The sequence below is a fragment of the Thiobacillus denitrificans DSM 12475 genome (assembly GCF_000376425.1).
In the GTDB taxonomy this organism is placed as follows: domain Bacteria; phylum Pseudomonadota; class Gammaproteobacteria; order Burkholderiales; family Thiobacillaceae; genus Thiobacillus; species Thiobacillus denitrificans.
In genome coordinates this window covers 197,481-216,746 of record NZ_AQWL01000002.1, presented here as the reverse complement: position 1 = coordinate 216,746, position 19,266 = coordinate 197,481, and the positions used below count along the sequence as shown (strand labels likewise).

The window sequence follows — 19,266 nt, the reverse complement described above, 5'->3', positions numbered from 1 at the left end:
CCCCGGGCGCTCAGATTGCGCGGCCCCCGGGGCTTTTCTCGTCGCCGCCGACCACGCCCGCATGATCGAATGGCAGCCAGCTGGACGAGCGGTCGGTTTTGACCCGGCCCTTGATGCGATAGGGCACCCCGTGCTTCAGCGATTCCGGCGGCAGGGTCTTGATCTGCTGGATCAGGTGCTTCGACTGCATGATCGCGTCCACCCGCACTACCGTGCTGGACGTCGCCGCAATCAGCGTCGGCACCCGCGACAGCCCCCGCGCAAACGGACGCCCGTTCACCTCCAGCTCGAAATCCAGCGCCTCGACATTCAGCTCGAAATCGTTCGGATTGCTGACCCGCAACCCCACATCGAAGTGCTGCTCGAACAGGCCGAGGCTCTTGACGTCGACTTCGGCGACGCTCACCTTGGGGGCAACAGCGTTCAGCGGCAGACCGGAACAGGCGGCGAGGCCGAGCGCGAGAAGCAGAACGAGCAGACGCTGCAACATGGAAAGCCTATCGAATCTGCGCCAGCAGTTGGGCGGTCATGCGCGCGGCCTGCGCCACGTAGCCGCCGCCGAACAGGTTGGCGTGGTTGAGGATGTGGTAAAGATTGTAGAGCGTTTTGCGCCCCGCATAACCGGGGTCGAGCGGCCAGGCCGCGCGGTAGGCGGCGTAAAAATCCGCTGCGAAACCGCCGAACAGTTCGCTCATCGCGAGGTCGCATTCGCGGTCGCCGACATAGATCGCCGGATCGAAAATCACCGGCGTCCCATCGGCGAGGTAGCCGTGGTTGCCGCCCCACAGATCGCCATGCAGCAGCGAGGGGGCTGGCACATAGCCGCCGAAGAAAGCGTCGAGGCCGGCGAGCAGTCTCTCGCCATCCCGTTGCAGCGCGCCGCCATGGCCGTTTTGCGCCGCCAGTTCCAGCTGGTAGCCAAGCCGCTGCGTCCGCCAGAATGTGATCCAGTCGCGCGTCCAGCCGTTGCGCTGCGGCGTGCTGCCGATCCAGTTGTCGTGCGCCCAGCCGAATTGGGGCTGCGGCACACGGTGCTGGCGCGCCAGCCGCTCACCCAGCTGGGCGGCATCGCCGCTGCCGTGCAGGTCCAGATACTCCAGCACCAGAAAGGCCTGGCCCGCCGCCGTGCCCGCGCACAGCGGCTGCGGCACCCGCACGCCCTGCGCCGCGGTGAGCGCGTGCAGCGCGGCCGTCTCGGCCTCGAACAGCGGCAGCCGCTCCGCGCGATTCGCCTTGACGAAGTAGCGGCGCAAACCGTCGCTCACGCTGAAGGTCCGGTTGATGTCGCCGCCGCCGAGCGGGCGCAGCGTAGTGGCGGCAAAAGGTATCCCGCTGGCGCGGGCGATCGTTGCGGCAACGGCGGCGACGAAGCTCATCGGCGCACAAGCCTGTCCGCCATCCAAACCAAACGCGCCCCGGAGGGCGCGCTGGGCAAGGCATGGCGGACGCGCACGCGGCTTACTTCCCCTTGGGACGCTGCTCGAACATCTTGGCGATGCCGGGGTCGCGCGAGGCGCCGGCGGCTTCCATCCGCTTCAGGTACTCGTCCCATAGCGCGGCTTGATTGGTGCCGATGTCGTGGAGATATTCCCAGGAATAAATCCCGGTATTGTGGCCGTCTGAAAAGAAGAAGTTGATGCCATAGAGGCCCACTGGCTCGGCGGCATTGATCAGCACGTCACGCTTGCCGACCTGCAGCACCTCCTGGCCGGGGCCGTGGCCGCGCACTTCGGCGGACGGCGAGTAGACACGCAGGAATTCGAACGGCAGTTCGAACCGCGCACCGTCGGTGAACGCGATTTCCAGCTTGCGTGAAGCCTGGTGGAGCTTGATGTCGGTAGGAGTGGGAATGGCCATGATTGAAGCGCTCGAAATGAATTTGGCCCCAAGTGTAAACCCGCGCTACAGAGATTAAACCCCGGCAGGGCAAGGGCTGAAACCGATGGTGACCTGAAAACTGGCGCGCCCGGCGCGATTCGAACGCACGACCCCTGCCTTCGGAGGGCAGTACTCTATCCAGCTGAGCTACGGGCGCAAAGTCGGCGAAGCATAGCGGGTTTGCCGCGTGCCGTCCATCCGCCGGGGGCACCGCCCTTTCCTGTCGAGGCCGCTTTCCTTATAATCGCGGCTTTCGACGCCACCCCCACCAAGGATAATTTCATGGCCGATTCGCACGCCAAGATGACCCAAGCCACCCCGCAGGAAGTCATCATTTCCGTTGTTGCCGGACTGTTCGCGCCCCTGCTGGCGATTTTCCTGATCGTGATGCTGGTGCTCAGCATCCAGGACAACCACAAGCCAGACACCACCAGCGAAGCCGCCCAGAAAGCCACCCTCGCGCGCATCAAGCCGGTCGCGCAACTGGCCGCGCTCGACGCCAACGCCCCCAAAGTCGAAAAATCCGGCCAGGAAGTCTACGCTGCCGTGTGCGCCGCGTGTCACGCCGCCGGCGCACTGGGCGCACCCAAGTTTGAAAACACGGGCGACTGGGGCAGTCGCCTCGGCCAGGGCTACGACACCCTGGTCAAGCATGCCATCGAAGGCATTCGCCAGATGCCCCCGCGCGGCGGCGGCGATCTGTCCGACGAGGAAGTGGCGCGCGCAGTGGTCTACATGGCCAACTCGGCAGGTGCCAGCTTCAAGGCGCCAGAAGCGGCGGCGCCAGCCGCAGCCGCGCCCGCCACGGCCGGCAAGCCCGACCCGGCCAAGGGCAAGATCGCCTACGAAGCCAATTGCGCGGTCTGTCACGCGAGCGGCGTAGCCGGCGCACCCAAGCTGGGTGACAAGGCGGCCTGGGATGCGCGCGTGGGCCAGGGCTATGCGACGCTATACAGCCATGCACTGAACGGCATTCGCGGCATGCCCGCCAAAGGCGGCAATGCCAGCCTGCCGGAAGCCGATCTGGCGAATGCGGTGGGCTATCTGTTCGTCGAGGCAGGCGGCAAACTGTAAGGCGTGGTGGGGCTTTCCGGACAACCGGTGCACACCTCGATGAACCCCCCTGTTTTCCTGATCGCGTCGGCAACGGCTTTACTGCTTGCCTGCGGCAAAGCCGAAGAGGCCGCCGCACCGGCCGGCACCCTCGCCGTGCCGGCCCCCCCACAGGCCGAACCGGCGCCGGTGGCCCTGCCCGTCGAAACGCCGCCTGCGCTACAGGCTGCAGCGGCACCCAGGCCGGAAGCGACCCCGGCAGCTGAATCCACACCTGCGCCACAGCCCGTGGCCGCCCCGGCTCCCCGGCCCGTTACGGCAAGCAAGCCCGCGGCAGTCCGACCCGATGCGGCCGATCGGGTCGAATCGGCGCCTGCAGCCGAGCCCGTCGACGAGGCCGCGACCAGCGCACCCAAGCCAGATCTCGCGCGCGGCCAGCAGGTTTATCGCCAGGCGTGCGCTTTCTGCCACGACAAGGGTGTGGCCGGCGCCCCGAAAGCGGGCGATGCTGCCGCCTGGGGACCACGCCTGGCGCAGGGCATGGACGCCCTCTATGCCTCCGCCTTGCAAGGCAAGGGCGCCATGCCGGCCCGAGGCGGCAACCCGGTGCTGGCCGACCCCGACGTCAAGGCCGCGGTGGATCACCTCGCCGCGCAATCGCGCTAAACCGCGTCATGACGCGCGTCTGTCCAAAATGCGGGAGCGACCAGATCCGCAGCGCGGCACTCCACGCCCATGACGGCGTGCGCCGCATGCTGCTGTACGCGCCGTTGCGCTGCCGCGAATGCCGCCATCGCTTCTGGGTGTTCAGCCCGCTCAAGCCCTTGCTATTGCTGGCGGGCGTCGGCGCGCTGATCGGCGTGACCACCTGGTTCGCCCTCAATCAGCACCCCGCCGCCATGCCGGCAACGCACGTACCCGATAGCCTGCCGCACACCCGCGCCGCACAGGGCGATGCCGAAGCGCAATTGCAGCTGGGGCTGCGCTACGCCGAGGGCGACGGAGTGATCCAGAATAACAAGGAAGCCGCCAAGTGGTTTGCCCTGGCAGCCCGGCAGGGCCTGGCCGAGGCGCAATATCAATACGGCCTTGCGCTACTGGAAGGACGCGGCGTGGTGCAGGATTACCGCGCGGCGTTCAGCTGGCTCGAAAAACCGGCGCAACGCGGCTACGCCAAGGCGCAATACAGTCTGGGCGAACTCTACCGCTACGGTACCGGCACCGCGATCGACAAGGCGCGCGCCTACCTGTGGTTCAACCTCGCAGCTGCACAGGGCGTGGACGCTGCCGCCAAGGCGCGCGACAGCCTGGTATGGCAGCTGAAACCCGAGCAGATCGCAGCCATGCAGGAAGAGGCGCGGCAAATGAGCCACAACGCGGCCGCGCCCGCGGCGGCTCCCGACTGACTGCTGCGCTCGTTACGGATGCGCGTGCGCAGTGTCTGTATCCACGTCCAGCGGCCACAACCGATGCGCGTCCAGTTTCATCCGGGCATCGGTGGCCAGTGCGATCAATTGCGCCTGCTGCGCCTGCAGGCGCCCTTCCAGCGCCAGCCGGCGATTGAGCAACACCTGATCGAGGCTGCCTTCGCCCAGGCTGTAAGCGCGCGCCGCCAGCCTTTCCGCTTCATCCAGTGCCTGAGCGGCCCGGTCGGCCTGCTGCCAGTTGGCAGCCTGCGCCGCTGCCGCTTCGAAATCGGCGCGCGCCTCCTGGCGTAGCCGCCGCTCAAGCTGGATGGCGGCGTCCTGCGCGGTGCTGCCCAACTGCTCGGCTGCCTGCTGATCGTAACGCCGGGCCGCACCCGGCAAAGTCAGTCCGAGATTCAATCCCAGCACGTGCTCGTTGCCGCCGGCCTCGTTTTTGTAGAACACGCCGACGCTGGGGTCGGCGCTGCGGTGCCGGGCCAGCTTGCGCGCCTCGGCCTGCAGCACCTCGGTCAGGCGGCGCGCGCGCGTAAGCTCGTGGTTGTGCGCCAGCACGGCAGCGACGTGGTCCTCCGCCGTGCCGGCAGGCGGCAGCGGCAGCGGCAGCGGGCCGTCCGCCGCGACCGGCAGCGCGGGATATTGCGCCAGCAGGCGGCTGCGTGCCTGCTGCTCGTGCGCCGCTGCCTGCTGCTGCTGCAGGCGGACCTGCGCCAGCGCCGCTTCGGCATTGACGCGCTCGGCGCGCGGCGACTCGCCCAGGCGAATCCGCGCATTCACAACCGCGAGCTGCTGTTCGGCAAGCTGCAGCTGCGACTGCCAGAGCTGCGACTGGCTGGCGACACCCAGCCAGTCGAACCATAACGCGAGCAGTTGCCGCCCGCTTTCATGCAGCGCTTCGCCCAGGCCCGCTTCGGCATGCGCGGTGAGGGCGCCGGCCAGGGCATGGTCGGCAGCGGCGCGGGCGGGCAGCCGCAATGGACGCGACAGCGCCACCCCCCATTCGGCCTGGTTGTCGCGCGGCGTCGTCTGGACGCGGCGCTGCGCCAGATCCGCCCCCACCAACCACTCTTCGCGCCCACGTTGCAGGCTCTGCCCGCGCAGCGTCTGCGCGGCCAGTTCGCCGCGCGCCTGGGCAGCCATGGGCGAGGCGCGCAGCGCCGCTTCCGCCGCCGCCGGGTCGGGCAGATAATCGGCGCTCGCATTGGCTGCGAACGCCAGCGCGAGCGCGAGGGTCAGTTTGTGCACGGCCTTCATGCGCGCGCTCCTTTCAGAATGAATTGGCGATACAAGAGCGGCAGCATCACCAGCGTCAGCAAGGTGGCGCTGACCAGGCCGCCGATGACGACGATGGCAAGCGGCCGCTGGATTTCGGAACCGGGGCCGCTGGCGAACAGCAAGGGCACCAGGCCGAAAGCGGCGATGCTGGCGGTCATCAGCACCGGGCGCAGGCGGCGCAGCGCGCCGTCGCGCACGATGGCGTCACCCTTCAAGCCCTCGCTGCGCAACTGGTTGAAGTAGCTGACCAGTACCACGCCGTTCAACACCGCGATGCCCAGCAAGGCGATAAAGCCGACCGAAGCGGGCACCGACAGATATTCACCCGACGCCGCCAGCGCGAAGATGCCGCCGATCAGCGCCAGCGGCACGTTCATCATCACCAGCAGCGCCTGGCGCAGGTCGCCGAAGGTGACATACAGCAGAAAGCCGATCAGCAGCAGCGCCACCGGCACCACGATCATCAGGCGTTGCGCGGCGCGCTGCTGGTTTTCGAACTGGCCGCCCCAGGCCAGGTGATAGCCGGCAGGCAGCTTGACCTGCGCCGCGACAGCGGCCTGGGCGTCGGTGACGAAGCTGACCAGATCGCGCCCGGCGACATTGGTCTGCACCACCGTAAAGCGCGCCGCGTTCTCCCGCTTCACCGCCACCGGACCGTTGGTGCGCTTGAGGTGCGCCACCTGATCGAGGCTGATTTCGCGGCCGTCCGCCAGCACCAGGCGAATCCCCTGCAAGGCATCCGGCGACTCGCGCAGGCCTGGCGGCCCGCGCAATTGCAACGGTACGCGCCGCCCCTCCTGCTGGATCACGCCGATGACTTCGCCTTCCAGCTGGGTGCGCAGCAAGGCGGCGATGTCGTCGGCGCTGAGGCCGAAACGGCCGGCGGCGTCGCGGTCGATTTCCGCCTGCAGATACTGCACCCCCTCGTTCTGCTGGGTGTACACATCGGAGGCGCCGGGGACTTTCTCGACCACCCTGAAAATCTCGCCCGCCAACCGGTTGAGGGTGGCAAGGTCGGGGCCGAAAATCTTGATCGCGACGTCGCCGCGCGAACCGGTGAGCATCTCCGACACCCGCATGTCGATCGGCTGGGTGAAGTTGTGGGCAATGCCGGGGAAGCCCTCGACCACCTTGCGGATTTCCTCGGTCAGCCATTCCTTGTCCGGGCGGCGCCATTCGGCGATCGGCTTCAGCACCAGAAACGAATCGGTGTCGTTGAGGCTCATCGGATCCAGCCCGAGTTCGTCGGCACCGACGCGGGCGACGATGCGCCGGATCTCCGGCACGTTCTTCAGCAGCGCCTGCTGCACCCGCAGATCCTGCGCAACCGACTGTTCCAGGCTGATCGACGGCAGTTTTTCCAGCTGCACCAGAATGTCGCCCTCATCCATCACCGGCATGAAGGTCTTGCCGATCAGCGGATACACGCCGGCCGCCGCCAGCATCAGCACGCCGGCGGTGGCGTAAACGATTTTCGGGCGTGCCAGCGCGTGGTCGAGCAAGGGAACATAGATGCCCCGCGCCTTGCGCAGCAGCCACGGATCCTCGTGGGCGGTCTGCTTCAGCAGCCACGAGGCCAGCACCGGAATCACGGTGAGCGCCAGCAGCAGGGAAGCCGCCAGCGCAAACACGATGGTCAGCGCAACCGGCCTGAACAGCTTTCCCTCCAGCCCTTCCAGCGTCAGCAGCGGCAGAAAGACGATGGCGATGATGGCGATGCCCGACGCCACCGGGCTGGCGACTTCCTGCACCGCCCACAGCACGCGCTGGACCGGCCTGACTTCGGTGTTTTCCGGATCGTGCGCCAGGTGCGCGACGATGTTTTCCACCACCACCACCGCGGCGTCGACCAGCAGGCCGATCGCGATCGCCAGCCCGCCCAGGCTCATCAAATTGGCCGACAGGCCGAACTGGCGCATCAGCACAAAGGTGGCCAGTACCGACAAGGGCAGGATCAGCGCCACCACGATGGCGGCGCGCAGGTTGCCGAGGAACAGCAGCAGCAGGATCACCACCAGCACCGCCGCCTCCAGCAGGGCCTTGCTCACGGTGCCGACGGCGCGGTCGACCAGTTGCGCGCGGTCGTAAAACGGCGAAACGCTCACGCCCGCGGGCAAGGTGGCCTGAATCTCGGCGAGTTTGGCCTTGACGTTCTTGATGAGTTCGCCCGCGTTCACCCCTTTCAGGCCGATCACCAGGCCTTCCACCGCTTCGCCCTGGCCGTTTTGCGTCACCGCGCCGTAACGGGTCAGCGCATCCATTTCCACGCGCGCCACGTCGCCGACGGTGACGACCACGCCGGCGACGGTCTTGACGCCGATATGGCGCAGATCGTCCAGCGAACCGATGCCGCCGCTGACGCGCACCACCCAGGTTTCCTCGCCCTCGTTGACGCGCCCGGCACCGTTGTTGCGGGCATTGGTTTCCAGCGCCGTGCGCAATTCGTCGAGCGTCACCCCGCGCGCGGTCAGTGCGGCGGAATCGGGACTCACGGCAAAAGTGGCGACGTGGCCGCCCAGCGCGTTGACGTCGGCCACCCCCGGCAATGCGCGCAGCTGCGGGCGGATCGTCCAGTCGAGCAGGGTGCGTTTTTCCGCCAGCGTCAGCGGCCCCTCGATGGTAAACATGAAGAGTTCCGACAACGGGGTGGAAATCGGCGCCAGTCCGCCCGACACGTTGGCCGGCAGGTCGCCCTTCACATTGGCGAAGCGTTCCGCCACCTGCTGGCGCGCCCAGTAGATGTCGGTGCCCTCCTCGAAATCGACGGTGATGTCGACCAGCGCGTTCTTCGACAGGCTGCGCAGGATGGTCTGGTGCGGAATCCCCAGCAGTTCGGTTTCAACCGGCTGGGTGATGCGCGCTTCCACTTCCTGCGGGGTCATGCCGGGCGCCTTCAGAATCAGCTTGACCTGGGTGGTGGAAACGTCGGGAAAGGCATCGATCGGCAGCAGGTGGAAGGCGCGTACGCCCAGCCCCGCCAGCGCCAGCGCGATGACGAGCATCAGCCAGCGCCGCGCCAGCGCGAATTCGGTCAGGATGTTGAGCATGGCTTATTCCCCCAACCATTGCGCCTTGAGCGCCGCCACGCCCTTGACGGCAACGCGGCTGCCCGCGGCCAGCCCGCCGACTTCCGCCTGGCTGGCGTTCTGGCGCAGCAGCCGCACCGGCGTCGGCTGGAAGCCCTGCGCGGTTTCGACGAACACATGGGGCTGTGCGTTTTTCCATACCAGGGCGGCGGCGGGCACGCTCAGGCTTTGCGCCGCCTGGGTGCCGGCGATCGCCGCCTGCACCGACTGGCCGGGGCGCAGCAGTTTCTGCGGATCGGCCAGGCTGGCGCGCGCCAGCACGCTCTGCGCGGCATTGAGCTGCGGCAGCAGCGCGATGATGCGCCCGCCGGCACTGCTGCCCACCACACTGACCGTCTGGCCGACAGCGACCTGCCGCGCCTGCGCGGTCGACAGCGGAATTTCCAGCGTCAGCTTCGACAGGTCGGCCAGCTTGGCGAGCGCCACCCCCGCGTCAACCCGCTGGCCGGGCTCGGCCGCGCTCTCCGTCACCACGCCGGCGATCGGCGCCGTCAGTGTAAGCGTGCTGCCGGATACCTTGCCGGCCCCCAGCAGCGACAACGCAGTTTGCGCCGCCCCTTGCGAAGCGCGTGCCGATTGCGCCTCGGCACGCGCGGCACGCAAGCGCGATTCGGCGATCAGGCCTTCGCTGAACAGTTTTTCGTCGCGCGCGGAATTGTCGGCGGCGAGTTGCGCTCTCAGCCGCGCTTGCGTCAGCGCATTCTGCGCATCGGCAAGCCCCGGCATCGACAGGGTGACCAGCGGCGCCCCGCGCTTGACGCTATCGCCCGGCTGCACATGGAGCTGCGTGACCAGTCCGGCGCCTGCCGCCGCGATCACGCGCACGCTGGCCGGCGGCAGCGTCACCCGCGCCGTATGGGTGAGTGCCGGACTGGCGCTTTGAGTGGCCGCAGCCACGGTGGCAATGCCGAGATTTTTCTTCTGCGCGGCGGTCAGGGGCAGGACGTCGGCGGCAAAAGCGGGGGTGGCGCTCAGCAGCGCCACGACGAGGATAGGGGCGGCAAAAAAACCAGTAGCCATGTTTGATCTCCATGAAAAAAAGACGGGCACGCAGCAGCAGACGCGCCGAAAGGGCGATCAAACGAAGGGCGGCGCTAAAGCATGGGGAAGCGTATGGGGGGGCGGCGCAAGATACAACGGCGGCGGCACCGGCCAGCTCGCGCAGGGGCTGGCCGTCGCAGCGGCCGGACAGCGTTGCCACGGCGCGGCCGGCTGCGCCATGGCAACGCTGTCTGGCGCCGCATGGCGCAGCCGCATGCCCTGCGCCACCGCAATTTCCGCGCCGTGCCCATCGGCAGCAATCGCATGGTAGGACACATCAGCATGCGCCTTCTGATGCACATGCAGGAAGCCCCCGTGACCCGCATGGCCGCTTCCCGGCTGCGCCGCGCCCGCGTGGGCGTGGATGAACGGCGCCATCGCCTGCAGGGCGATGACGAACCAGAGCATCAAAAAGCNGGGCAATCGGCAGGTCACGGTGAACGGGGGAAATCAGGCCTGTAAATAATGGGGAGGTTTTCGGAATCCGCAGGATCCTGGCTGCATCCTGCGCATCGCAGCTTAAGCCAGCCTTAAGTAGCAGCCAGGCGCCAGCTTAATCGGGCATTTCCCGCAGTTCAATTCGCGATTTCGTACCATGGCGGCCGGCCAGGCCGGAAACGGAGTTGCGCCCGGCAGCGGGACGACAGCTTAAGGCTCCCCTAAGAAAGTCCGCCTACAGTGGCCTCATCGCATGACAGCAGGAGGTCACCATGTCGCATCCAACCACGATTCAGGCCCGCCGGGTATACGACCCGCTGCTGCGGCTGCTGCACTGGCTCATCGCGTTTTCCATCCTGGCGCTGATCGCCACCAGCCAGCTGGCCGAGCTATTCGAACACGGCCCTTATGAAGACACGCTCTGGAATCTGCATATCGTCAGCGGCTATGTGCTGACGGCCGGCTTGCTGACACGCCTACTGTGGGCGCTGGTCGGGCCGCCCAGCGCGCGCTGGCGCGATCTGTGGCACCCCGCCGTCTGGAAGGACAGCCTCAGAAATCTGCGCCTGCCGGGCGCCCATCGCAGCGGGCACGACCCGATCGCCAGCCTGGGCTATCTGTTTGCCTATGGGGTGATGGCGCTGATGGCCGTCACCGGGCTGGGGCTCGCCGCCAGCGAGTTTCAGACCGGCCCGCTGGCGGCCTGGCTGGGCAATGCCGGCTGGCTGGAAGACGTGCTCGGCGACCCGCATGAGGCCGGCTTCGTCTTGCTGCTCGGCTTTATCGGCCTACACATGGCAGCGCTGGTGTTCCACCAGCTGCGTGGCGAACGGGTGGCGCAGAGCATGCTCACCGGCAAGCAATATCTCGATGCGGAAAATGAGGTGCAGCATGATTAAGCGCCTTTTCTGCAGCGGGCTGGCGGCGCTGGGCATGGTGGCGGTGGCCTCGGCAGCCGATACCCCGGCCAGCCTGATGGCGCATTATGCCCAGGCGGCGGGCGTCCCGCTTGCATCCCTGTCCGCCGCTCGCGGCGCGGCACTGTATCGCGCCGAACATCCCGGGCGCAATGCGCAGACGGTGAGCTGCGCCAGCTGCCACACCGCCGACCCGAAACAGCCCGGCCGCAGCCGTGTCGGCAAGCGCATCGAGCCGCTGGCGCCGGCGGCCAATCCCGGGCGCTTCACCGATGCAGCCAAGGTCGAAAAATGGTTTCGCCGCAACTGCGGCGACGTATTGCAACGCGAATGCAGCGCCCGCGAAAAGGGCGATTTCATCGCCTGGCTGAGCCAGGTTCAATAAGGGGCAAACATGAACTATCTATTGCGTGGAATCGGTGTGCTGGCGGCAGTCGGCACGATCAGCCTGCTGGCGTTTTCGCTGCCCTCGGGCGAGGCCCACGGCGATGGCGGCGGCGACACCCTGCCGCGCCTGACCCACAAGGCCTGGCAGCAGGAATGCGCGAGTTGCCATATCGCCTACGCACCGGCGTTCCTGCCGAAAGCCTCGTGGCGGCGCGTGATGGGCGGGCTCGGCCAGCACTTCGGCGAGGACGCCAGCCTTGATCCGGCGACGCAGGCTGATATCCTGCGGTTCCTGGAGATCAACGCCGCCGATGCCGGCACCAGCCGCATCGGGCGCAAGGTGATGCAGCGCATGGACGCGCAGGACGCGCCGCTGCGCATCACCGAATCCCGCTGGTTCGTGCGCAAGCACGACGAGGTGCCGCGTGCAGCATGGTCGCGCAAGTCGGTGGGATCCGCCGCCAACTGCGCAGCCTGCCACCGGCAAGCGGAACAGGGCGTGTTCGACGACGACTCGGTCAGAATTCCGAAATGAACCTGAAGGACGAAGCCTGGCGATGCGCATATTGTTGGTGGAAGACGACCGGATGCTGGGTGACGGCCTGCAGGCCGGGCTGACCCAGGCGGGCTACGCCGTCGACTGGCTGCGCGACGGCGAGGCGGCGGTGGCTGCGCTGGGCGCCGAAACCTTTGCCGCGGTGGTGCTCGATCTGGGCCTGCCGAAACGCGACGGCCTGTCGGTACTGCAGTGGCTGCGCGGGCGCCATGACGCGACGCCGGTGCTGATCCTCACCGCACGCGACCAGCTGGAAGACAAGGTGCGCGGGCTCGATCTGGGTGCCGACGATTATGTGCTGAAGCCGTTCGACCTCGACGAGATCAGCGCCCGTCTGCGCGCACTGGTGCGGCGCGCCCATGGCCGCCCGGAACCGGTGCTCAGCCTCGGCAACATCGAGCTGAACCCGGCGGCGCGCACGGTGACGCGCGCGGGCGAAGCGGTCGAACTGACCGCGCGCGAATTCGATCTGCTGCATGTGTTGCTGGAAAACGCCGACCGGGTGCTGACCCGGCGCATGCTGGAAGAGCAGCTCTACACTTGGAACGACGCGGTCGACAGCAATGCGCTGGAAGTCCACATCCATCATCTGCGGCGCAAACTCGGCAACGATCTGATCCGCACCGTGCGCGGCGTCGGCTACATGGCGTCGACACGCCCGCCCGCGGCATGAACCCGCCGGCGCCCTATTCCCTGCGCCGCCGCCTGGTGTGGCTGCTGACCGGCGCAGTGGCGCTCATCTGGCTGCTGGCTGCACTCGCGGTCTACCAGCGGGCGCACCACGAAGCGGACGAAATGCTCGACGCCCAGCTGACGCAGCTTGCCGATACCCTGCTGGCGATCGTGGCAGGCGGCGAGGTCGAACATTTCGTGAAAGAACTGCACGAACACGCCCACCGCTACCCGGTGCCGATCGCCTTCGAAGTGTGGCTCAGCGATGACGGGGAGACCCGACGCCTGCTGACATCGCCCGGCCACGCCGGATTCGACACGGGATTAACGGCAGGCTTCAGCGAACATCGGCACCTCGGCGCGCACTGGCGCCTTTATGCGGTGCAGGATGACGACGCCGAATACCGGGTGGTGGTCGGCGAGGCCCATGCCGCCCGCGAGGAGCTGGCGCGCGAGATGGGCTTGTCGCTGCTGCTACCCGCCATGCTGGCGCTGCCGCTGATGGCGCTCGCGGTATGGTGGGGGGTGGGCCGCTCGCTGCGGCCGGTGGACGACGTGGCACGGCAGGTCGGCGCGCTCGACGCGCAGGCACTGGTGCCGCTCGGCGAGTCGGCCCCCTTGCCGAGCGAAATCGCGCCGCTGCGCGCGGCGCTCAATGCGCTGATCCGGCGCGTCACCGAGGCCTTTGAAAACGAACGCCGCTTCACTGCGGATGCCGCCCACGAACTGCGCACGCCGCTGGCAGCCTTGAAGGTGCAAGCCCAGGTGGCGCTGCGCGCGCAAGCGGCCGACAGCCGCCAGCACGCGCTGGCGCAGGTGATCGCGGGCGTCGACCGGATGACGCATCTGGTCGAGCAACTGCTGACGCTGGCGCGCGTCGACCCTGCCAGCCAGGGCAGCGCGCCGCTGCTGAACCCTGCCGCGATCGTCACCGCGGTGTGCGCCGAGCTGCTGCCGCAGGCGCAGCGCCAGGGGCAAACCCTGGTGGTCGATGCGGCGCCCAGCTGCTCGGTTGCGGTGACGGCGGCCTGGTTGCAGGTCGCGGTACGCAATCTGGTGGACAATGCCCTGCGCTATGCAGGCGCGGGGGCCCGCATCGAGGTGCGCCTCAACTGCAGCGAAGCGGCTTGCGCAATCAGCGTCGCCGATAACGGCCCCGGCGTCGCAGCGCCGTTGCGCTCGCAACTGAGCGCGCGTTTTGTGCGCGGCGAGATCGAGGGTGATGGCTGCGGACTGGGCCTGTCCATCGTCGCGCGCATCGCCGCGTTGTCGCATGCGCGGCTCGAACTGGACGACGGACTGCCACGTGCGGACGGCGGCCACGGACTGGCCGCCACGCTCCGCTTCGGCGGCGCATCAGGCGAGACCTGAGCGCCATCCCCCGACAGCGCGTGCCACCGGTTCAGTAGCCGTAGCCGCCCCGTCCGCCCGGCCCCATTCCCTTGCCGCCTCCCGGGCCCATGCCGCGGTCTGCAGGCGGCATGTCGGGCAGGCTCTTGCCCTGCGCCTTGGCGCGTTCCTGCATTTTCTGGTGGTGCTCCTGGCGGAAGGCTTCACGCTCCTGCTCGGTTTTCAGCGCGCGCATGCGGTCGTGATACTCGGCACGCTCCTGCCGCGTCATCATTTCGGAACCGTAAACGCGTTCGCCTGCCTGCATATGGGAGTCAGCGGCGGCCGGCACGGGAGCGCCCAGCGCCATGAATAGGGAAAAGGCCAATATCGATAGGTGTTTCATCGCGGTCTCCTGTACGAGAGGGAAAGGGCTCCCGCACTCGAATCCGAGTGCACCCGGAAGCCTCCTTTTTCAATCTAGTACAAAAGCCCCCCCTCTCTCACTGAGACGGCCAGGGAATGTTTGAGCCCAGCGTGTTTTTCGCGCCATCCTGATGGGGCGCTTGGTTGGGCCACCTCGATAGAACGTTGTCTTCAATGCTTATTGATCCAGCCTGTCGCGTCGTCTCACGCAGTCCGGCAAGCCGCGCTCCAATACCGTTCAAACTCCATCAGGCCGAAGCAATGACACTACGGCATGGGCTGCGGCGCCGTGGGCTACCACCCGGAACACCATGGTCATGGCAGGCATGGCGATCGTAACCGTGCAAGCCGGCCGGCGCCGCCAGCAGGACAACCCGCAACCGCGGGTAACGGCATGTCATCTCCTTTCGTTCAATGGCCGGCATGACCGGTCGGCTTGCGCACCGTCACCTCGACATCGCCCGGTGCGCCCTGTGGCGAAGCGGCTTGCGGCGCACGCACCGGCGCCGCAAGCTCGCCGCCGTATTCATGCGCCTGCGCACCGGCCGGATGGCGGTACCAGCCGGGATCGGAATAATCGCCACGCGGCTGTTCGCGCCGCACCTTCATCACCGTGAACATGCCGCCCATCTCCAGCGGGCCGAACGGCCCCTGCCCGGTCATCATCGGCAGGGTGTTGTCGGGCAGCGGCATGTCCATTTCGGCCATGTCGGCCATGCCGCGTTCGCCCATCACCATGTAGTCCGGAATGAGCTTGTTGATCTTGCCGGCGATGCCGGTGTGATCGACCCCGATCATGGTCGGCACCGCATGTCCCATCGCATTCATGGTGTGATGGCTCTTGTGGCAATGAAACGCCCAGTCACCCTCTTCTGCGGCCACGAAATCGATCTGGCGCATCTGTCCCACCGCGATGTCGGTGGTCACCTCCGGCCAGCGCGAGCCTTTAGGCGTCGGGCCGCCGTCGGTGCCGGTGACCTCGAACTCCACCCCGTGCAGATGGATCGGGTGGTTGGTCATGGTGAGGTTGCCGATGCGGATGCGCACCCGGTCGTTCAAGCGCACATTCAGGCTGTCGATGCCCGGAAAGGCGCGGCTGTTCCAGGTCCACAGGTTGAAATCGAGCATGGTGTTGACCTGCGGCGTGGCGCTGCCCGGCTCGATGTCGTAGGCATTGAGCAGAAAGCAGAAATCGCGGTCGACGCTTTCGATCAGCGGGTGCCGGCCCCTGGGATGCGTCACCCAGAACCCCATCATGCCCATTGCCAATTGCGTCATCTCATCGGCATGCGGGTGATACATGAAGGTACCCGGGCGGCGCGCGACGAATTCATAGACAAAGGTCTTGCCCGGCCGGATCGGCGGCTGTGTCAACCCGCCGATGCCGTCCATGCCGCTGGGCAGGCGCTGGCCGTGCCAGTGGATGGTGGTGTGCTCGGGCAGGCGGTTGGTGACGAAAATGCGCACGCGATCGCCCTCCACCACTTCGATGGTGGGGCCGGGGCTCTGGCCGTTGTAGCCCCACAGATGCGCCTTCATGCCGGGAGCGATTTCGCGCACCACCGGTTCGGCGACGAGATGGAATTCCTTCACCCCGTCCTTCATCCGCCACGGCAGCGTCCAGCCGTTGAGCGTCACCACCGGGTTATAGGGCCGTCCCGACGGCGGCATCAACGGCGGCTGGGTATCCGGCTTGTCCATGCTGACGATTTCGGGAAGCGCCGCCATCGCCACGCTGCTGACTGAAGCGGCACCGACGCCGGCGGCCGCGACTGCGCCAGTGAATTTGAAAAAATCACGCCTTGAAGTCATGGGGAATCCTTAATTAATGTCCGCCCGCCACGGCAGCGGCGGGGGCGGATGAAGCGGGGGTAAGTGCGGTTTTGCCGGGCGTGCCGAGCAGCGCCATCTGCAAGTCCGCCTCGGCCAGCCAGAAGTCGCGCTGGGCGTCGATGGCGGCGGTGACCGCGGCAATCTGCGCACGGGCGTCGGCCAGCAGTTCGAACACGCCGATCAGCATGCCGTTGTAGCGCAGCAGGTTTTCGTCGGAAATGCGTTTTTTCAGCGGCACCACCTCATCACGCAGATGCCGCGCGACGGCATACTGGCTGTGCTGCATGGCATAGGCCTCGCGCACCTCGGAACGCGCATTGATCGCACTCTCGCGCGCGCGTTCGAGCGCCTGCCGGTAGCGCGACTCGGCCGCCATCACCCGGGTTTGCCCCCAGTCGAACAGCGGCAGCTCGAAGCTGACCTCGTAGCCGCGTTGCTGCGATTCCTCGTTCGAACCGTTATTGACGACGCCGAGTTCCAGCACGTTGATGAAACGCGTGCGCCGGGTCAGTCCGAGGTTTTTCGCCAGTGCCTCGGTCTGCAGCCGGGCCATCTGCAAATCCAGGCGCGACGCCATCGCCTGTTGCTCGACATCGGGCAGCTCCGGCAACGCTGCGGGCAGATCCGGCAGGCGCAGCGGCAACTGCAGCGGGTCCGCATTCGGCAGTCCCATCAGCCGGGTCAGGCGCTCGCGGGCTTGCAGTCTGACCTGTTCGCTACGCGCCATCGCCAGGGCGGCGTCGGCATAGAACGATTGCTCGCGCGCCTGCTTCAGACGGCTCCAGTTGCCCACCTGCGCCATGCGGCGCGCCAGCTCGGCGCCGGCGTCGGCGGCGTCCAGCGCCTGCTGCCGGTATTGCGCGGTCTGGGTGGCGGCCACCGCGGTGTAATAGGCACGGCGCGTGTCGGCCGCCAGGCGCAGCACGTCGAGAACCAGCGTGTGCCGGGTCTGCTCGAACAGGCGCTGCTCGATCTCGGCACGCAGCGGCAGCGTCAGCAGCCGCGCCAGATTGAGATGCAGGCTGCGTTCCCATTCCACCTCGCTGCCGCGCGTCAGGCGACCAATGGAAATCCCCGGGTTCGGCAGACGCTGCGCCGCCACCCGGTCGGCCTCGGCGATTCCCAGCGTATTGAATGCCGCCTGCAGGCCGGGGTTGTTCAGGAGCGCAATCTGCACCGCAGCGTCGGCCGAAAGCGGCTGCGCCAGCAGGGCATCGATACGCGACTGGATATGCGGGCGGGCGGCCTCGTCGCGCGACCAGACGACGTCTTTCTGCAGGTGCGAGCGGGCGGCGGATTGAATCGCCTCAAACCCACCGTCCGGGGAAAGGCTCGCGCAGCCTCCCAGCAGCAGTGCCGCCGTCAGCACGGCAAGGGAGCGCGGGGGCCGGGGGCAAGGCCTCATGACTGTCTTCTCAATGTCCATGGTGGGCATGCTCCGCGTCGTTGTCGTTCTGCTGCTGCGATTCGCGCAGATAGGTGCGCCAGCCGCCGATTGCGCCGACGCGGTCGTTGGCCTCGCGCCAGTCTTGCAACGGCTCGTCGCGCCAGCCCTGATAGTGCCGGAAGGGGGACGCCGCCGCTTCAGGCGGCGCGGCCTCGGCGGCATAAGCCGCCGGCGTCAACGGACTCCATGCGCACGCCCACAGGGCGGACGCCCAGAAAAAACCTGCGCGCGCCGGCGGCGCCGCATGGCGAAAAAAAGCCTTCAACATGATGAACCTCACAAACACGCGGCACACGCCGCGGTCAGAATCGATGAAACGTGCCTTTGCCCGGCACGAGATTCAGGTGAGGTCGGGGCGGGGCGGTCGCTCGGGACCGTCGGGAACGAAAGCGCCGAACGCTACGGCGGGATGGGGGGTATAGCGGCGCGCGGCAGGCACCGGCGAGGCGGCGTCGGCCGCCGGAATCGGCAGCGCCGAAGCCAGAGCACAGGCTGCGCAGTGTGCGCAATCGGGGGATGCCGAGGGGCTGCCCGGCGATTGCTCCTGCTCATGGCAATCCGCCATCGCCGCGTCGGCCATCTGCGCCGCCGCAGCCGGCGGCGCAACCAGGCAATCCAGCATGGCGGCGGCAGCAAACGTCTGCAGCGGCACCGCCAGCATCAGCAGGATCAGCAGAAATCGGGGGAATCGGGTGCGCACGCCGGCAATGTAGTCAGAAATGAGTCAGTTGAAAGACAGCGACATCCCCGCCCGGGTTCCCGATCCGGCTTCTCGCGTTCACGAACGCCGTTTGCGCGGTTCATAATGCACTACGGCACGCATGATTTCGGAGTAGGGGAAATCGGCGCTGCCGCCAAACCGCTGCCCGCCCTGCAACACGGTGGCGGCGATGTCGGTGGTTTCATCCGCCGCCCCGCCCATCGCGCCGGCCAATCCGCGCACGCCGCCGCACTGGGCGCGGATTTCCTTGCCGAACGGCCACGGCGTGTCGGGATTGGTCTTCAGCGCGAACTGCGCGTTCTCGTGCAGCGCCTGGTAGAACGCCAGGCAGTATTCGCGCACCACCGGATCACCACAGGCGATCGCCTCGCGGTCGGCCAGATTGAGCCTGCGCGCGCGGCTGCAGCCGGCGCAACGCGACAGCAGCGCGCGCTCGAACGGGCAGCTGTGCTCGATATAGGCCTCGCGGGCCAGTCTGTAAGCGCCTTCGTTGTATTCAGCCATAAGGCATCATCATACAAAATACAAAACCTGGTTGAACACGCGCTGGTTTTTACCAGTCGTCGCCGGACAGGGTCTTGTCCAGTTCGCGCTCGGCAGTAAGCGTTTCCTGCGCGGCGATCTCGTTCTCCGCGAAGATCATCCTGTACTTGTCGCCGGACTTGGGATCGAGCGTCTTGCGCAGTTCGTTGACGTGGGCGCGGGCTTCCTTGAAGGTCGCCCATTCGCCCTGCTTTTCCAGCACCTTGAACATTCCCATACGGAACACGTAGTAAGGCATGG

General features: G+C 67.2%; 22 protein-coding genes and 1 tRNA gene. 8 read left to right on the top strand and 15 right to left on the bottom strand.

The genetic code is table 11. The features are described from left to right. Positions 1-10: 10 nt before the first annotated feature. From B059_RS0103400 to B059_RS0103385, 4 genes are all read right to left on the bottom strand, one after another. Positions 11-490: an LEA/WHy family protein gene (locus B059_RS0103400; protein WP_018076837.1), complete on the bottom strand. Its 480-nt coding sequence runs from the start codon at positions 488-490 to the stop codon at positions 11-13. 7 nt (positions 491-497) lie between these two features. Continuing rightward, on the bottom strand, positions 498-1,376 hold the full coding sequence (locus B059_RS0103395) for a fructosamine kinase family protein (protein WP_018076836.1): 879 nt from the start codon (positions 1,374-1,376) through the stop codon (positions 498-500). 82 nt (positions 1,377-1,458) lie between these two features. Continuing rightward, on the bottom strand, positions 1,459-1,857 hold the full coding sequence (locus tag B059_RS0103390; RefSeq protein ID WP_018076835.1) for a gamma-butyrobetaine hydroxylase family protein: 399 nt from the start codon (positions 1,855-1,857) through the stop codon (positions 1,459-1,461). Positions 1,858-1,958: 101 nt separating this feature from the next. Further along, positions 1,959-2,035: transfer RNA gene (locus tag B059_RS0103385), tRNA-Arg, on the bottom strand. Between the two features lie 125 nt (positions 2,036-2,160). Between B059_RS0103385 and B059_RS0103380 the strand changes: the two genes are divergently transcribed. Genes B059_RS0103380 through B059_RS0103370 form a run of 3 tightly spaced genes read left to right on the top strand, consistent with a single transcriptional unit; the run spans position 2,161 to position 4,337 of the window. After that, complete coding sequence (locus B059_RS0103380; protein ID WP_018076834.1) at positions 2,161-2,952, top strand: c-type cytochrome; 792 nt, start codon at positions 2,161-2,163, stop codon at positions 2,950-2,952. A 39-nt stretch (positions 2,953-2,991) separates the two neighbouring features. Beyond that, the gene (locus tag B059_RS19855; RefSeq protein ID WP_081601580.1) at positions 2,992-3,597 is read left to right on the top strand and encodes a c-type cytochrome; all 606 of its coding nucleotides are present in this window, start codon (positions 2,992-2,994) and stop codon (positions 3,595-3,597) included. Between the two features lie 8 nt (positions 3,598-3,605). Beyond that, the gene (locus B059_RS0103370; protein WP_018076832.1) at positions 3,606-4,337 is read left to right on the top strand and encodes a tetratricopeptide repeat protein; all 732 of its coding nucleotides are present in this window, start codon (positions 3,606-3,608) and stop codon (positions 4,335-4,337) included. A gap of 12 nt (positions 4,338-4,349) precedes the next feature. Here B059_RS0103370 and B059_RS0103365 read toward each other — a convergent pair whose 3' ends face one another. The 4 genes from B059_RS0103365 to B059_RS0103350 are packed head-to-tail and all read right to left on the bottom strand — an operon-like array spanning position 4,350 to position 10,165. Then, a complete protein-coding gene (locus tag B059_RS0103365; protein WP_018076831.1) occupies positions 4,350-5,609 on the bottom strand; it encodes a TolC family protein in 1,260 nt (419 codons plus the stop codon). Continuing rightward, positions 5,606-8,677 carry an efflux RND transporter permease subunit gene (locus tag B059_RS0103360; RefSeq protein ID WP_018076830.1) on the bottom strand — a complete coding sequence of 1,024 codons (3,072 nt, stop codon included), beginning with the start codon at positions 8,675-8,677 and terminating at the stop codon, positions 5,606-5,608. Before B059_RS0103360 ends, B059_RS0103365 begins: the two co-directional genes overlap by 4 nt. Before the next feature lie 3 nt (positions 8,678-8,680). After that, positions 8,681-9,736, bottom strand: a complete 1,056-nt coding sequence (locus tag B059_RS0103355) for an efflux RND transporter periplasmic adaptor subunit (protein ID WP_018076829.1) — start codon at positions 9,734-9,736, stop codon at positions 8,681-8,683. Between the two features lie 57 nt (positions 9,737-9,793). Next, positions 9,794-10,165: a hypothetical protein gene (locus B059_RS0103350; protein WP_157273594.1), complete on the bottom strand. Its 372-nt coding sequence runs from the start codon at positions 10,163-10,165 to the stop codon at positions 9,794-9,796. A gap of 302 nt (positions 10,166-10,467) precedes the next feature. On the opposite strand from B059_RS0103350, the gene B059_RS0103345 reads away from it, so the two are divergent. From B059_RS0103345 to B059_RS0103325, 5 genes are read left to right on the top strand one after another with little or no spacing between them, the layout of a single operon-like run. After that, positions 10,468-11,094: a cytochrome b/b6 domain-containing protein gene (locus B059_RS0103345; protein ID WP_018076827.1), complete on the top strand. Its 627-nt coding sequence runs from the start codon at positions 10,468-10,470 to the stop codon at positions 11,092-11,094. Then, the gene (locus tag B059_RS0103340; RefSeq protein WP_018076826.1) at positions 11,087-11,497 is read left to right on the top strand and encodes a DUF1924 domain-containing protein; all 411 of its coding nucleotides are present in this window, start codon (positions 11,087-11,089) and stop codon (positions 11,495-11,497) included. Before B059_RS0103345 ends, B059_RS0103340 begins: the two co-directional genes overlap by 8 nt. A 9-nt stretch (positions 11,498-11,506) precedes the next feature. After that, positions 11,507-12,034, top strand: a complete 528-nt coding sequence (locus B059_RS0103335; protein WP_026177279.1) for a diheme cytochrome c — start codon at positions 11,507-11,509, stop codon at positions 12,032-12,034. A gap of 22 nt (positions 12,035-12,056) precedes the next feature. Beyond that, a complete protein-coding gene (locus B059_RS0103330; RefSeq protein ID WP_018076824.1) occupies positions 12,057-12,728 on the top strand; it encodes a response regulator transcription factor in 672 nt (223 codons plus the stop codon). Then, complete coding sequence (locus tag B059_RS0103325) at positions 12,725-14,098, top strand: ATP-binding protein (RefSeq protein ID WP_018076823.1); 1,374 nt, start codon at positions 12,725-12,727, stop codon at positions 14,096-14,098. Before B059_RS0103330 ends, B059_RS0103325 begins: the two co-directional genes overlap by 4 nt. 31 nt (positions 14,099-14,129) lie before the next feature. Here B059_RS0103325 and B059_RS0103320 read toward each other — a convergent pair whose 3' ends face one another. The 7 genes from B059_RS0103320 to B059_RS0103290 form a co-directional block, all read right to left on the bottom strand. Further along, the gene (locus tag B059_RS0103320) at positions 14,130-14,462 is read right to left on the bottom strand and encodes a hypothetical protein (protein ID WP_018076822.1); all 333 of its coding nucleotides are present in this window, start codon (positions 14,460-14,462) and stop codon (positions 14,130-14,132) included. Positions 14,463-14,893: 431 nt separating this feature from the next. After that, the gene (locus B059_RS0103315) at positions 14,894-16,294 is read right to left on the bottom strand and encodes a multicopper oxidase family protein (protein WP_018076821.1); all 1,401 of its coding nucleotides are present in this window, start codon (positions 16,292-16,294) and stop codon (positions 14,894-14,896) included. A 13-nt stretch (positions 16,295-16,307) separates the two neighbouring features. Then, positions 16,308-17,720, bottom strand: a complete 1,413-nt coding sequence (locus B059_RS0103310; RefSeq protein ID WP_051068472.1) for a TolC family protein — start codon at positions 17,718-17,720, stop codon at positions 16,308-16,310. 10 nt (positions 17,721-17,730) lie between these two features. Next, on the bottom strand, positions 17,731-18,030 hold the full coding sequence (locus B059_RS18560) for a hypothetical protein (RefSeq protein ID WP_157273593.1): 300 nt from the start codon (positions 18,028-18,030) through the stop codon (positions 17,731-17,733). A 72-nt stretch (positions 18,031-18,102) separates the two neighbouring features. Beyond that, entirely contained in the window at positions 18,103-18,462 is a 360-nt protein-coding gene (locus B059_RS18555) for a hypothetical protein (RefSeq protein ID WP_018076818.1), read from the bottom strand. A 78-nt stretch (positions 18,463-18,540) separates the two neighbouring features. Next, positions 18,541-18,987, bottom strand: a complete 447-nt coding sequence (locus B059_RS0103295) for a hypothetical protein (RefSeq protein WP_018076817.1) — start codon at positions 18,985-18,987, stop codon at positions 18,541-18,543. Between the two features lie 49 nt (positions 18,988-19,036). Further along, positions 19,037-19,264 carry a hypothetical protein gene (locus tag B059_RS0103290; RefSeq protein WP_018076816.1) on the bottom strand — a complete coding sequence of 76 codons (228 nt, stop codon included), beginning with the start codon at positions 19,262-19,264 and terminating at the stop codon, positions 19,037-19,039. Between the last annotated feature and the right edge of the window lie 2 nt (positions 19,265-19,266).

Excerpts from the sequence above, each read along its gene's own strand:
- B059_RS19855 (WP_081601580.1), top strand. The coding sequence starts at position 2,992 with ATGAACCCCCCTGTTTTCCTGATCGCGTCGGCAACGGCTTTACTGCTT.
- B059_RS0103390 (WP_018076835.1), bottom strand. The coding sequence starts at position 1,857 with ATGGCCATTCCCACTCCTACCGACATCAAGCTCCACCAGGCTTCACGC.
- B059_RS0103335 (WP_026177279.1), top strand. The coding sequence starts at position 11,507 with ATGAACTATCTATTGCGTGGAATCGGTGTGCTGGCGGCAGTCGGCACG.
- B059_RS0103330 (WP_018076824.1), top strand. The coding sequence starts at position 12,057 with ATGCGCATATTGTTGGTGGAAGACGACCGGATGCTGGGTGACGGCCTG.
- B059_RS0103380 (WP_018076834.1), top strand. The coding sequence starts at position 2,161 with ATGGCCGATTCGCACGCCAAGATGACCCAAGCCACCCCGCAGGAAGTC.
- B059_RS0103395 (WP_018076836.1), bottom strand. The coding sequence starts at position 1,376 with ATGAGCTTCGTCGCCGCCGTTGCCGCAACGATCGCCCGCGCCAGCGGG.
- B059_RS0103315 (WP_018076821.1), bottom strand. The coding sequence starts at position 16,294 with ATGACTTCAAGGCGTGATTTTTTCAAATTCACTGGCGCAGTCGCGGCC.
- B059_RS0103355 (WP_018076829.1), bottom strand. The coding sequence starts at position 9,736 with ATGGCTACTGGTTTTTTTGCCGCCCCTATCCTCGTCGTGGCGCTGCTG.
- B059_RS0103365 (WP_018076831.1), bottom strand. The coding sequence starts at position 5,609 with ATGAAGGCCGTGCACAAACTGACCCTCGCGCTCGCGCTGGCGTTCGCA.
- B059_RS0103310 (WP_051068472.1), bottom strand. The coding sequence starts at position 17,720 with ATGAGGCCTTGCCCCCGGCCCCCGCGCTCCCTTGCCGTGCTGACGGCG.
- B059_RS0103325 (WP_018076823.1), top strand. The coding sequence starts at position 12,725 with ATGAACCCGCCGGCGCCCTATTCCCTGCGCCGCCGCCTGGTGTGGCTG.
- B059_RS0103370 (WP_018076832.1), top strand. The coding sequence starts at position 3,606 with ATGACGCGCGTCTGTCCAAAATGCGGGAGCGACCAGATCCGCAGCGCG.
- B059_RS0103295 (WP_018076817.1), bottom strand. The coding sequence starts at position 18,987 with ATGGCTGAATACAACGAAGGCGCTTACAGACTGGCCCGCGAGGCCTAT.
- B059_RS0103345 (WP_018076827.1), top strand. The coding sequence starts at position 10,468 with ATGTCGCATCCAACCACGATTCAGGCCCGCCGGGTATACGACCCGCTG.
- B059_RS0103320 (WP_018076822.1), bottom strand. The coding sequence starts at position 14,462 with ATGAAACACCTATCGATATTGGCCTTTTCCCTATTCATGGCGCTGGGC.
- B059_RS0103290 (WP_018076816.1), bottom strand. The coding sequence starts at position 19,264 with ATGCCTTACTACGTGTTCCGTATGGGAATGTTCAAGGTGCTGGAAAAG.
- B059_RS0103350 (WP_157273594.1), bottom strand. The coding sequence starts at position 10,165 with ATGCTCTGGTTCGTCATCGCCCTGCAGGCGATGGCGCCGTTCATCCAC.
- B059_RS18560 (WP_157273593.1), bottom strand. The coding sequence starts at position 18,030 with ATGTTGAAGGCTTTTTTTCGCCATGCGGCGCCGCCGGCGCGCGCAGGT.
- B059_RS0103400 (WP_018076837.1), bottom strand. The coding sequence starts at position 490 with ATGTTGCAGCGTCTGCTCGTTCTGCTTCTCGCGCTCGGCCTCGCCGCC.
- B059_RS0103360 (WP_018076830.1), bottom strand. The coding sequence starts at position 8,677 with ATGCTCAACATCCTGACCGAATTCGCGCTGGCGCGGCGCTGGCTGATG.
- B059_RS0103340 (WP_018076826.1), top strand. The coding sequence starts at position 11,087 with ATGATTAAGCGCCTTTTCTGCAGCGGGCTGGCGGCGCTGGGCATGGTG.